Raw genomic sequence first — 12,267 nt, 5'->3', positions numbered from 1 at the left:
CCTCGCCCACGGTGTGGCCGAGCATCCAGTGCACCGGGCGCTGGCCGCTCAGGACCGCGAGCAGCCGGTCGGCGAACCAGTAGTGCGGCCTGTTCCGCCGTTGTGCGCGGGCCATCGCCGCTGCCGTGGCCTGGGCGGGCCGACGCTGGTCATGCCGCCCTGCGGGCCTCGTCCTGTTCATCTTCGTCTCCCCCGACGCGCCGGGCCCGGATGCCTTACCGGGCGGTAACTTCCTTGGTGATCTTCTACGGGGCGGGGGCGGGTGACCGCAACGGGGCACGGCGTCGCAGCGGGCGGGGCGAGGATTCACCTATCAGGGTGACCCGGGGCGCTGGAGGGCTGGTGCGGGCCGGGTCCGGGGGGTGCGGGGTGGACGGTGAGCGAGGCGGGGAGCGGCAGCCCGATGGGGGACCGGCACCCGTATTCTGAGGAGGTCTCCCGACTACGAAAGCGGTCAGCATGCGCGTCTACGTCCCCCTGACCCTCGCCGGTCTCGCAGAGGCGCACAAGACGGGCGAACTGGGACCAGGCCCGGTGACCGCGTACGGCGTCACTCCGGGGCTGCGCGAGTGGTACGTCTCCGACGACATCGAGGAACTGGAGTACGCGGCGCTCAGCCGCGCCGCCGCCGCGTCGCTGCGGCTGATCGCGGGTGCTCCCGATGCGGCCAGGCGCCGGGTCGTCGTCGCCGCCGACGTACGGGACCAGGACGCGATCGCCGACCCCGACCTGGCGCTCGACGCCGGCTCGGTGGGCGAGGTGCGGATCGCCGCCGCCGTGCCGCTCGCCCTGGCGGCGGCGGTTCATGTGGACGCGGACGACGCGGTGGCCGATGTCACCGCGGCGGCGGACGCGCTGGGCGCGGCGGACCAGGGCGACGACGACGCCCAGTTCACCGTGGGCGGCGCCGAGGATCATGAGCTGCTCTGGTACGGGGTCCAGGAGATCCCGAACCTGACCGGGTGACCGGATGACCGGGTGGCCTGGTGGCAGGGTGGCCGAAGGGCCGGATGAACACGCGCCCCAGTGGTCTGGTGACCAGGTCACCGGGAGGGTCACCGGTCGGCCCTCGGGCCCGATGACCTGCGGCAAGGTAATTCTCGTGGCTCGTTGTCAGACCCGGCGGGTACGGTTTTCGTCATGGGGAAGCACAACGGAAGCCAGAGCACCACACATCTCGTCTGGGACTGGAACGGCACCCTGCTGGACGATGTGACCGCGGTCTTCGCGGCGACCAATGCCGCGTTCGCCGACCTCGGCCTGGAGCCGCTCACCATGGAGCGCTACCGAGAGCTGTACTGCATACCGATTCCCCGGTTCTACGAGCGGATGCTGGGGCGGATGCCGACGGACGCGGAGTGGGAGGTCATGGACGAGACCTTCCACCGGTATTACACGGAGCACCGGGTCGGGTGCGGGCTGACCGAGGGTGTCGAGGATCTGCTGAGGGAGTGGCGGCGGGCGGGCCGCAGCCAGTCGCTGCTGAGCATGTACGGACACGATGAGCTGATTCCGGTCGTGCGGGGCTATGGAATCGAGAACCACTTCGTCCGGGTGGACGGCCGGACGGGGCCATCCGGTGGCTCCAAGGCGGTGCACATGGAGCGCCATCTCGCGGCGCTGGCGGGGAGCGCGGACCCGGGGCGGACCGTGGTGATCGGGGACGCGGTGGACGACGCGGTGGCGGCGGCGCATGTGGGTGCGCGGGCAGTGCTGTACACAGGGGGTTCGCACAGCAGGGAAAGCCTGGAAGCGGTGGGGGTGCCGGTGGTGGACACGCTCCCGGAGGCGGTGGAGACGGCGATGCGCCTGGTGACCTGAGCGGTGGAGTCTTGTACGGGGCGAGCCCCGGGGCCCCGGGCCGCGGTGAGCCCTGGGCTCTGAGCCCTGACCCTGAGCCCTGACCCTGAGCCCTGAGCCCAGGGGCACCCTGGAGCGGGTGAGCCCTGGCCCCGGGCAGTCCCCCCGGGCAGTCCCCCCGGGCAGTCCCCGAGCGCCCCCGGCCCTGGACCGGGGAGCCCAGCGCCCAGAGCCCGCAGAGCCTGGAGTCCAGGCGCCCGAGCCGTCGACTGGACCCGCCGCCCCGAGCCCCGACCCGACCGCCGGGCAGGACATGAGCGCGGGCCCGACCCGACCGCCGGGCAAAGACGTGAGCGCGGGCCCGCCCTGACCGCCCCCCACCAGGCATCACCCGCCACCGCCGCCCACCAGACACCACCACGGGCATCACCCACCCCGGCCGCCCACCAGGCACCGCCACCGGCCTCACCCGCCAGGCGTCACCCCTTCGTACGCAGCACCTTCAGGAATTCCCGCATCCAGGCGGGGTGATCCGGCCAGGCGCGGGAGGAGACCAGGGTGCCGTCCACCACGGCCTCGGTGTCCTGGAAGGTGGCGCCCGCCGCCTGCATGTCCAGCTCCAGCGCGGGATAGGCGGTGACCCTGCGGCCCTCCAGGCCGCCGATCGCCGCCGTCAGCAGTGGCCCGTGGCAGATCTGCGCCACCGGCTTGTCCGCGTCGAAGAACGCCTTCATGATCTTGCGCAGTTCCGCGTCGTTGCGCAGATACTCCGGAGCGCGCCCGCCCGGGACGACCAGCGCCGCGTACTGACCGGGCTCGACCTCCGAGAACGCCAGGTCGGCCTCCCAGGTGTACCCGGGCTTCTCGGTGTAGGTGTCGAACCCCGGCTCGAAGTCATGCACCACGAACTGCAGCTTCTTGCGCGCGGGGGCCGCGATATGGACCTCGTAACCCTCCTCCAGCAGCCGCTGGTAGGGGTAGAGCACCTCAAGGGACTCGGCTGCGTCCCCGGTGACGATCAGAACCTTGGCTGTCATGGCTGCTCCCGGTGTCTCACTGGTGGCCGCACGGCCCGGTCGGCCCGGTGCGGGTGTCCCTGGGGGCCGGGCAGGGCCGGGCGGCTCGGGCAGGGCCCGCCGCACATGACCGTGTGCGGGGGCTCGGGCAGGGCCGCCGCAGATGACCGTGTGTCGTCACTGGCCAAACTGCACCTCCGGGGACCGTTTGCCAAGAGGGCCTGTGTCGCTGTGCAGAGTGTCAAACTTCTCCCCCCGCTTTTGTACACATAAGGCTCATGACGGCTCCGGGGGGCGGGGCGATAGCCTGGAGCCGTGATCAGCGCGATACGCCCTGGGGGCAGCGAAGCCCCCGGCCTGCGCCCGGAGTGCCACAGCACCCGGGCGGACGCTGGCCACTCCGCAGTGGCGCGATTGTTGAATTTTGTCGATTGCCGCTCGGGCGACTCTCATCGCGGCATAACGTCGACTCCGACCGGACACCCCGTGTCGTGGCGTTGCGTCGCTTCTTCCACCTACGTCACGCAACGGCGCGCGACAGGAGCCAGAGGACATGCAGACCAAGCTGGACGAAGCCAAGGCCGAGCTGCTCGCACGGGCGGCCCGCGTAGCTGAGAACAGTCCCGGCGGGGGGCATCTCCCCCCTGGGGCGGAGCAGGGGCAGAGCCCTGACCAGGGCACCCTGCTCCGCTACCTCCAGCGCTACTACCTGCACACCGCCCCCGAGGACCTCAGCGGCCGTGACCCGGTCGATGTCTATGGCGCAGCGCTCTCCCACCACCGGCTCGCGGAGAACCGTCCGCAGGGCACGGCCAATGTGCGGGTCCACACCCCCACCGTCGAGGAGAACGGGTGGATGTGCAGCCACTCCGTCGTGGAGGTCGTCACCGACGACATGCCCTTCCTCGTCGACTCGGTCACCAATGAGCTTTCCCGCCAGGGCCGCGGCATCCATGTCGTGATCCATCCGCAGGTCGTCGTCCGCAGGGATCTGACCGGCAGGCTCATCGAGGTGCTGCCCACCGAGCGGCACACCCGGCGCACCCAGGGCGCCACCGGCCTTCCGCACGACGCGCTGGTCGAGTCCTGGATCCATGTCGAGATCGACCGCGAGACCGACCGCGCCGACCTCAAGCAGATCACCACCGATCTGCTGCGTGTCCTCTCCGATGTGCGGGAGGCCGTCGAGGACTGGGAGAAGATGCGCGAGGCGGCGCTGCGCATCGCCGACGAGATCCCGACCGAGCCCCTGGCGGAGGACCTCGCGAGCCAGGAGGTGGAGGAGGCCCGGGAGCTGCTGCGCTGGCTCGCCGCCGACCACTTCACCTTCCTCGGCTACCGCGAGTACGAACTCACCGACGCCGACGCGCTGGCGGCCGTCCCCGGCACCGGCCTCGGAATTCTGCGCTCCGACCCGCACCACAGCGAGGACGAGGACCACCCCGTCAGCCCGTCCTTCAGCAGACTGCCGGCCGACGCCCGCGCCAAGGCCCGCGAGCACAAGCTGCTCGTCCTCACCAAGGCCAACAGCCGGGCGACCGTCCACCGGCCCAGCTATCTGGACTATGTGGGCGTCAAGAAGTTCGACAGCGACGGGAATGTCATCGGCGAGCGCCGCTTCCTCGGGCTGTTCTCGTCCGCCGCGTACACCGAGTCCGTCCGCCGGGTCCCCGTCGTCCGGCGCAAGGTCGCCGAGGTCCTCGACGGCGCGGGCTTCTCGCCCAACAGCCACGACGGCCGCGATCTCCTTCAGATCCTGGAGACCTACCCGCGCGACGATCTGTTCCAGACCCCCGTCGACCAGCTCCGCACGACCGTCACCAGCGTGCTCTACCTCCAGGAGCGCCGCAGGCTGCGGCTGTATCTGCGCCAGGACGAGTACGGCCGCTACTACTCCGCGCTGGTGTATCTGCCGCGCGACCGCTACACCACCGGCGTACGGCTGCGGCTGATCGACATCCTCAAGGAGGAGCTGGGCGGCACCAGCGTCGACTTCACCGCGTGGAACACCGAGTCGATCCTCTCCCGTATCCACTTCGTCGTCCGCGTCCCGCCGGGCACCGAGCTGCCCCATCTCACCGACGCCGACACCGAGCGCATCGAGGCCCGGCTGGTCGAGGCCGCTCGTTCCTGGGCCGACGGTTTCGCCGACGCCCTCAACGCCGAGCTGGGCGAGGAGCGCGCCGCCGAGCTGCTGCGGCACTACGGAAACGCTTTCCCTGAGGGCTACAAAGCCGACCACTCCCCGCGCGCGGCCGTCGCCGATCTGATCCATCTCGACGATCTGACCCGTTCCGGCCGGGACTTCTCGCTCTCCCTGTACGAGCCGGTCGGCGCGGGCCCCGGCGAGCGCCGCTTCAAGATCTACCGCACGGGCGAGCAGGTCTCGCTCTCCGCCGTGCTGCCGGTGCTCCAGCGCCTGGGCTGCGAGGTCGTCGACGAGCGGCCGTACGAGCTGCGCGGCGCGGACCGCGACCCGGCCTGGATCTACGACTTCGGGCTGCGCATGCCGGCCACCAACAGCAACGGCGACTATCTCGCCGACGACGCCCGGGAGCGGTTCCAGGACGCGTTCGCCGCCGTCTGGACCGGTGAGGCGGAGAACGACGGCTTCAACTCCCTGGTGCTCGGCGCCGGGCTGGGCTGGCGGGAGGCGATGGTGCTGCGCGCGTACGCCAAGTACCTGCGCCAGGCCGGCTCGACCTTCAGCCAGGACTATATGGAGGACACCCTCCGGACCAATGTCCACACCACCCGGCTGCTGGTCTCCCTCTTCGAGGCCCGGATGTCGCCCGAGCGCCAGCGCGCGGGCACCGAGCTGATCGACGGTCTGATGGAGGAGCTGGACGGCGCGCTCGACCAGGTCGCGAGCCTGGACGAGGACCGCATCCTGCGCTCCTTCCTCACCGTCATCAAGGCGACCCTGCGGACCAACTTCTTCCAGGGGGCGACGACCAAGCCGCACCACAGCTATGTGTCGATGAAGTTCGACCCGCAGGCCATCCCCGATCTGCCCGCGCCCCGCCCGGCGTACGAGATCTGGGTGTACTCCCCGCGCGTCGAGGGCGTGCATCTGCGGTTCGGCAAGGTCGCGCGCGGCGGTCTGCGCTGGTCCGACCGGCGGGAGGACTTCCGTACGGAGATCCTCGGCCTGGTCAAGGCGCAGATGGTCAAGAACACCGTGATCGTGCCGGTCGGGGCGAAGGGCGGGTTCGTCGCCAAGCAGCTCCCGGACCCGTCCGTGGACCGGGACGCCTGGCTCGCCGAGGGCGTCGCGTCCTACAAGACCTTTATCTCGGCCCTGCTCGACATCACCGACAACATGGTGGCGGGGGAGATCGTCCCGCCCGGGGGCGTCGTACGCCACGACGAGGACGACACCTATCTCGTCGTCGCCGCCGACAAGGGCACCGCGTCCTTCTCCGACATCGCCAACGACGTCGCGGTCTCGTACCACTTCTGGCTCGGTGACGCCTTCGCCTCCGGCGGCTCCGCCGGTTACGACCACAAGGGCATGGGCATCACGGCCCGGGGCGCCTGGGAGTCCGTCAAGCGGCACTTCCGCGAGCTGGGCCATGACACCCAGACCCAGGACTTCACGGTCGTCGGTGTCGGTGACATGTCCGGTGATGTGTTCGGCAACGGCATGCTCCTCAGCGAGCACATCCGGCTGGTCGCGGCCTTCGACCACCGCCATATCTTCATCGACCCCGGCCCGGACGCGGCGACCTCGTACGCCGAGCGCCGCCGGCTCTTCGAACTGCCGCGCTCCAGCTGGGCCGACTACAACAAGGAGCTGCTGTCGGCGGGCGGCGGCATCCACCCCCGTACGGCCAAGTCCATCCCCGTCAACGCGCATATCCGCAAGGCGCTGGGCATCGAGGCGGGCATCTCCAAGCTGACCCCCGCCGAGCTGATGAAGGCGATCCTCCAGGCCCCCGTCGATCTGCTGTGGAACGGCGGCATCGGGACATATGTGAAGGCGTCCACCGAGTCGAACGCCGATGTCGGCGACAAGGCCAATGACGCGATCCGGGTCAACGGCGAGGATCTGCGGGTCAAGGTCGTCGGCGAGGGCGGCAACCTCGGGCTGACGCAGCTCGGGCGGATCGAGTTCGACCGCAGCGGCGGCCCCGAAGGATCCGGCGGCCGGATCAACACCGACGCCATCGACAACAGCGCGGGCGTCGACACCTCCGACCACGAGGTGAACATCAAGATCCTGCTCAACGGCCTGGTCGCGGACGGCGACATGACCGTCAAGCAGCGCAACCAACTGCTGGCCCGGATGACCGACGAGGTCGGCGCCCTCGTCCTGCGCAACAACTACGCACAGAATGTCGCGCTGTCCAACGCCGTCGCCCAGTCGTCCTCCCTGCTCCACGCCCACCAGCGCTATATGCGGCGGCTGGGCCGGGACGGGGCGCTGGACCGGGGCCTGGAGTTCCTGCCGAACGACCGGCAGATCCGCGAGCTGCTGAACAGCGGCAGGGGGCTCAGCCAGCCGGAGCTGGCCGTACTCCTCGCGTACACCAAGATCACGGTGGCGGACGAGCTGATCGGGACCTCGCTGCCGGACGATCCGTATCTCCGCAGGCTGCTGCACGCCTACTTCCCCAAGCCGCTGCGCGAGAAGTTCCCCGACGCCGTCGACCAGCACGCGCTGCGCCGGGAGATCGTCACCACCGTGCTGGTCAACGACACGGTGAACACCGGTGGTTCCACCTTCCTGCACCGGCTGCGGGAGGAGACGGGCGCGTCGATCGAGGAGGTCGTCCGGGCGCAGACCGCCGCGCGCGAGATCTTCGGCCTGAACGCGGTGTGGGACGCGGTCGAGGCCCTGGACAACAAGGTCGCGGCTGATGTCCAGACCCGTATCCGGCTGCATTCGCGCCGGCTCGTCGAGCGCGGTACGCGCTGGCTGCTGGGCAACCGCCCGCAGCCGCTGGAGCTGGCCGGGACCGTCGACTTCTTCGCCGAGCGCGTCCAGCAGGTCTGGGGCCAGCTCCCGAAGATGCTGCGCGGCGCCGATCTGGAGTGGTACCAGGGCATTCTCCAGGAGCTGACGAAGGAGGGGGTGCCCGAGGCGCTCGCGCTGCGGGTGGCCGGGTTCTCCTCCGCCTTCCCGACGCTGGACATCGTCGCGATCTCGGACCGTACGCAGAAGGAGCCGATGGCCGTCGCCGAGGTGTACTACGACCTCGCCGACCGGCTGCGGATCACCCAGCTGATGGACCGGATCATCGAGCTGCCGAGGGCGGACCGCTGGCAGTCCATGGCCCGTGCGTCCATCCGTGAGGATCTCTACGCGGCGCACGCGATACTGACGGCGGATGTGCTGTCGGTGGGCAACGGCGGCTCGACACCCGAGGAGCGTTTCAAGCGCTGGGAGCAGATGAACGCCTCGATCCTGGGCCGGGCGCGCGCCACGCTGGAGGAGATCCAGGGGTCGGACACCTTCGACCTGGCGAATCTGTCGGTGGCGATGCGGACGATGCGGCAGTTGATGCGTACGCACAGCTGACCGTACGGGCCGCCGCCTCCGACGAGGGAGGCGGCGGGCCCGCTCGCCCTGAGGGGTTCGCCCCGGCTTCGGGCGGGCTCCTTCGTACGCGGGCGGGCCGATCCGGCTCCGGGAGGCGCCCGCTTCGTCCTCAGACGGTCGCTCGCCACAGACCGCGGCAGGCGGCCACGGCGGCCGTCAGCAGCAGCCCGTTCCGCAGGAGCATCACCGTGCTGCCGAGCGCGCTGCCGTCGACGACCTCGCCGTACAGCAGCGGAAACGCGAGGGCGCTCAGGACGGCGGCGGGCACCATCAGCAGCGCGGCCGGGCGCTGGCTGGTGTGCCGGGAGGTGAGACAGACCGCGGCCAGACCGAGCAGCCAGATCAGATACTGCGGGCTGATGACCCGGCTGGTGACGGTGAACAGCAGGACGGCGGCGAACGCGGCGTCGAACGGTGTGGCCGGATTCCAGCGCCGGGCCCGGAGCCGCCACAGCACCAGCCAGCACAGGGCGAGGCCGCTCAGCACCAGGGACAGCAGCGCCACCGTGGAGACATACGGGCCGGCGAACTCGAAGGCCCCGTAACGGAAGACCACCTCGCCCGGCCAGCCCAGCCGCCCGGCGAGCTGGAGCGCGGTGCCGCCGAGCGACTCGATCTGCACCCCGCGCGCGCCCTGCTGCCGCAAGAAGTCCAGGGTGTGGCTGAAACCGATCACCAGGGCGGCGAACAGCACGGCCGCGGCTGCGGCGGCGGAACCCCAGACCGCGCGGGTCGTACGTCCCCGGGGGGCGCCCAGGATCGTGAGCAGCGGCCAGACCTTGATCAGCGCCCCGATTCCGGCGAGTGCCCCGCCGAGGTGCGGCCGTCCGCGCATCGCGAGCAGCGCCAGTACGGCGACGGCGGTGACGGGGACGTCGTAGCGGGCGAGCGGCAGATTGAGCAGCAGCGGCAGCGCGCACACCCACAGCCAGGCGCCGGGGGCGCCCGCGCGGGCGAGGGCTGCGGTGACGGTCGCGTCGGCGAGGAGGATCAGCGCGACGAACGCCTGGAAGTAGGTGAGCCAGGGCAGGGCGGCGGGGGAGAGGAAGACGAGCGCGGCGCCGGGCGGGTACTGCCAGGTGGCGTCGTCCACGGGGAACGCGCCGTGGACGAGTTGGCCGTACCAGCCCCGGTAGAGCTGGTGCACCTCCCCGGCGACGCCCGAGTCACCGAGCCGGTCGACGGCCAGCAGGGCGAGCATGCCGAGCCGGGTGGCCGTCCAGACGGCGGCCAGGGCGAGGGCGTGCCGGGGCCGGGCGGTCCCCGGCACCGGGCTCGCAGGCGATCCGAGAGGGTGGGCAGGCGGCAGCGGGGCGATCCGATGGGACGTCATCGGCCGGTACTTTAGCCCGCTATGGGGTCATTCCCTGCTATTTCTTCCCGTGGGTGAACGCTTCATACGCGGCGACGACATCCTGCGCCGGGCCGTCCATCCGCAGCGTCCCGGACTCCAGCCACAGGGCGCGGTCGCAGGTCTCGGTGATCGTGGAGTTGCTGTGGCTGACCAGGAAGACCGTGCCGGCCTTCTTGCGCAGCTCGGTGATCCGCGCCTGGCTGCGCCGCCGGAACTTGGCGTCGCCGGTCGCCAGGGCCTCGTCGATCAGCAGGACGTCATGGTCCTTGGCGGCGGCGATGGAGAACCGCAGCCGGGCCCCCATGCCCGAGGAGTACGTCCGCATCGGGAGCGAGATGAAGTCGCCCTTCTCGTTGATACCGGAGAACGCCACGATGTCGTCGTAGCGCTCCCGGATCTGTTCGCGTGACATGCCCATCGCGAGGCCGCCCAGCATCACATTGCGTTCGCCGGTCAGATCGCCCATGAGGGCGGCGTTCACCCCGAGGAGCGACGGCTGGCCCTGGGTGTAGATCCTGCCCTTGGCGGTCGGCAGCAGCCCGGCGACGGCCTTGAGCAGGGTGGACTTCCCGGAGCCGTTCGATCCGATCAGGCCGATGGCCTCGCCCTTGTACGCGGTGAAGCTGACGCCCCTGACGGCGTGCACCTCACGGACGCCGGGGTTCGCCCGGCGGGCCCTGGGCGACAGCATCCGGCTGAGGGCGGCGGTGGCACTGCCCTTGCCGCCCCGTCCGCCGTTGACCCGGTAGGTGATGTGCACACCGTCGGCGACGACGGTCGGGATGCGCTCTTCGGTGCGCACCTCTTGGGGCAGCTCAGCCACGGCCATATCGCTCTTCCGCCTTCCAGAAGTACAGAAATCCGCCCGCTCCGAGGAGTACGGCCCAGCCGAGGGCGACCGCCCACACATGGGGCGGCAGCTGGGCCGAGGTATAGCTGTCGATCAGTGCGAAGCGCATCAGATCGATGTAGACGGCCGCCGGGTTGCACTGGAGCGCGACCACCACGGCCCCCGGCAGCTCCTGGTTGCGCAGTACCACCGGGATGCTCCACATCACACCCGACACATACATCCAGGTCCGCAGCACGAACGGCATCAGCTGTGAGATGTCCGGGGTCTGGGCGGCGAGCCGGGCCACGGCCATCGCCAGCCCGGTGCTGAAGACAGCCTGGAGCACCAGGGCGGGAATCGCCAGCAGCCAGGAGGGCCGGGGGAACTGGCCGAAAATCATCAGGATCACGGTCAGCGCGCCGAGCGAGTACAACAGCTGCTGGAGCTGCTGGAGGGCCAGCGCCATGGGAAGCGAGGCGCGCGGGAAGTGGAGCGCCCGGATCAGCCCGAGATTGCCGGAGACCGCCCGCGTCCCCGCTGTGATCGAATGGGAGGTGAAGGTCCAGATGAACACGCCGGTGACGAGGAAGGGGACGAAGTCCTCGACCTGGCCGCTGGTGCCGAGGAGTACGCCGAAGACGAGGTAGTAGACCGCCGCGTTCAGCAACGGGGTCGCCAGCTGCCAGATCTGGCCGAGTCTCGCCTGGCTGTACTGGGCGGTCAGCCGCGCGGTCGCGAACGCGGCGATGAAGTGGCGGCGGGACCACAGCTGACGGAGGTACGCGGGCAGCGAGGGGCGGGCACCGCTGACGGTGAGCCCGTGCCGGGCGGCCAGCGCGCGGGGGCTCTCGGTTGCTTCGGCAGGTCTGGAGATCGTCTGAGTGCTCACTCTGCTCGCCTTCGCGGACTGTGGTCACGGTTTCGTCGGAACGAACCCGTTTCGTCGCTACGGGCGAGATTAGGGCGTGTGTGCGTCGCAACGCAACCGTCTCGTCCTCACGGGTATCATCCTGGCCATGACCACGGACCCGGGAACCCCACGACGAGCGCCCGCGGGAGCCGCAGTGCTCCGGGAGGACGTCACCGAGGCGATCCGCGCCGCCGTGTTCGAGGAACTGGCCGCGGTCGGGTTCGCACGGATGTCGATCGAGGGGATCGCACGGCGGGCGGGCGTCGGCAAGACAGCGGTGTACCGGCGCTGGAAGTCGAAGCTGTCGCTGGTGCTCGACCTGGTGTCGGCGTTCGCGACGCAGGGGCTGCCCGCCCCGGCGACGGGCTCGCTGTACGGGGATGTCCGCGCCCTGCTCCAGCTCGCCTCCCACGCCCTGCGCCACCCCGTGGCCTCCCAGATCATCCCGGACCTCCTGGTGGAGGCGGCCCGTAACCCGGAGATCGCCGCGACGATCAAGGCGGCGCTGCTGGACGGGCAGCAGGGCGTGGCTGCCCTGATCGTCCGCGACGCGGTCGCGCGCGGGGAACTGCCGGAGGGCACGGATCCGGACGGGCTGCTGGATGTGGTGGTGGGTCCGCTGTACTGGCGGCTGGTGGTGGTGCGCGGGGAGTTGCCGAGGGGGTACCTCGACGACCTCGCCCGCGGCGCGGTCGCGGCGCTACGGGTTTGAGCGGGGGGTGCGGTGGGGCGCCTTGCCCGGGCCCGGGCTGTCCGGGGGGGGGGGGCCCCCCCCCCCGCGCGCCCCCACCCCCCACCCCGCCGACCCGG

Annotated in this window: 8 protein-coding genes and 1 pseudogene; 4 read left to right on the top strand and 5 right to left on the bottom strand. The window is 70.7% G+C overall.

Features of this window, described 5'->3' with window-relative positions; translation table 11 throughout:
- Positions 1-181, bottom strand: a pseudogene (locus tag ACWF94_RS18625) (Rv3235 family protein); the annotation flags it as partial.
- A 278-nt stretch (positions 182-459) separates the two neighbouring features.
- Here ACWF94_RS18625 and ACWF94_RS18620 point away from each other — a divergent pair.
- Positions 460-966: a DUF6912 family protein gene (locus ACWF94_RS18620; RefSeq protein WP_453489021.1), complete on the top strand. Its 507-nt coding sequence runs from the start codon at positions 460-462 to the stop codon at positions 964-966.
- A 174-nt stretch (positions 967-1,140) separates the two neighbouring features.
- Positions 1,141-1,821, top strand: a complete 681-nt coding sequence (locus ACWF94_RS18615) for an HAD family hydrolase (RefSeq protein ID WP_453489018.1) — start codon at positions 1,141-1,143, stop codon at positions 1,819-1,821.
- Between the two features lie 458 nt (positions 1,822-2,279).
- Here ACWF94_RS18615 and ACWF94_RS18610 read toward each other — a convergent pair whose 3' ends face one another.
- On the bottom strand, positions 2,280-2,837 hold the full coding sequence (locus tag ACWF94_RS18610) for a DJ-1/PfpI family protein (RefSeq protein ID WP_453489015.1): 558 nt from the start codon (positions 2,835-2,837) through the stop codon (positions 2,280-2,282).
- A 532-nt stretch (positions 2,838-3,369) separates the two neighbouring features.
- On the opposite strand from ACWF94_RS18610, the gene ACWF94_RS18605 reads away from it, so the two are divergent.
- Positions 3,370-8,340, top strand: coding sequence for an NAD-glutamate dehydrogenase (locus ACWF94_RS18605; RefSeq protein WP_453489012.1), 4,971 nt, complete (start codon positions 3,370-3,372; stop codon positions 8,338-8,340).
- A gap of 130 nt (positions 8,341-8,470) precedes the next feature.
- Here the strand turns inward: ACWF94_RS18605 and ACWF94_RS18600 are convergent, their stop codons facing one another.
- From ACWF94_RS18600 to ACWF94_RS18590, 3 genes are read right to left on the bottom strand one after another with little or no spacing between them, the layout of a single operon-like run.
- On the bottom strand, positions 8,471-9,694 hold the full coding sequence (locus ACWF94_RS18600) for a glycosyltransferase 87 family protein (RefSeq protein WP_453489009.1): 1,224 nt from the start codon (positions 9,692-9,694) through the stop codon (positions 8,471-8,473).
- 37 nt (positions 9,695-9,731) lie between these two features.
- Positions 9,732-10,544 (bottom strand): ABC transporter ATP-binding protein, encoded by an 813-nt coding sequence (locus ACWF94_RS18595; protein WP_453489006.1) that lies wholly within the window; start codon positions 10,542-10,544, stop codon positions 9,732-9,734.
- The gene (locus ACWF94_RS18590) at positions 10,531-11,436 is read right to left on the bottom strand and encodes an ABC transporter permease (protein ID WP_453489003.1); all 906 of its coding nucleotides are present in this window, start codon (positions 11,434-11,436) and stop codon (positions 10,531-10,533) included. The genes ACWF94_RS18595 and ACWF94_RS18590 overlap by 14 nt, the downstream gene beginning before the upstream one ends.
- 127 nt (positions 11,437-11,563) lie before the next feature.
- Between ACWF94_RS18590 and ACWF94_RS18585 the strand changes: the two genes are divergently transcribed.
- Positions 11,564-12,169, top strand: a complete 606-nt coding sequence (locus tag ACWF94_RS18585) for a TetR/AcrR family transcriptional regulator (RefSeq protein ID WP_453489001.1) — start codon at positions 11,564-11,566, stop codon at positions 12,167-12,169.
- Positions 12,170-12,267 lie beyond the last annotated feature (98 nt).

The sequence above is a fragment of the Streptomyces sp. NPDC055078 genome (assembly GCF_053607985.1).
Note: the sequence above shows the minus strand (reverse complement) of the source record. Positions and strands in the feature narration are given on the sequence as shown.

Coding starts and splice junctions, on each gene's coding strand:
- ACWF94_RS18605 (WP_453489012.1), top strand. CDS start 3,370: ATGCAGACCAAGCTGGACGAAGCCAAGGCCGAGCTGCTCGCACGGGCG.
- ACWF94_RS18600 (WP_453489009.1), bottom strand. CDS start 9,694: ATGACGTCCCATCGGATCGCCCCGCTGCCGCCTGCCCACCCTCTCGGA.
- ACWF94_RS18615 (WP_453489018.1), top strand. CDS start 1,141: ATGGGGAAGCACAACGGAAGCCAGAGCACCACACATCTCGTCTGGGAC.
- ACWF94_RS18585 (WP_453489001.1), top strand. CDS start 11,564: ATGACCACGGACCCGGGAACCCCACGACGAGCGCCCGCGGGAGCCGCA.
- ACWF94_RS18595 (WP_453489006.1), bottom strand. CDS start 10,544: ATGGCCGTGGCTGAGCTGCCCCAAGAGGTGCGCACCGAAGAGCGCATC.
- ACWF94_RS18620 (WP_453489021.1), top strand. CDS start 460: ATGCGCGTCTACGTCCCCCTGACCCTCGCCGGTCTCGCAGAGGCGCAC.
- ACWF94_RS18610 (WP_453489015.1), bottom strand. CDS start 2,837: ATGACAGCCAAGGTTCTGATCGTCACCGGGGACGCAGCCGAGTCCCTT.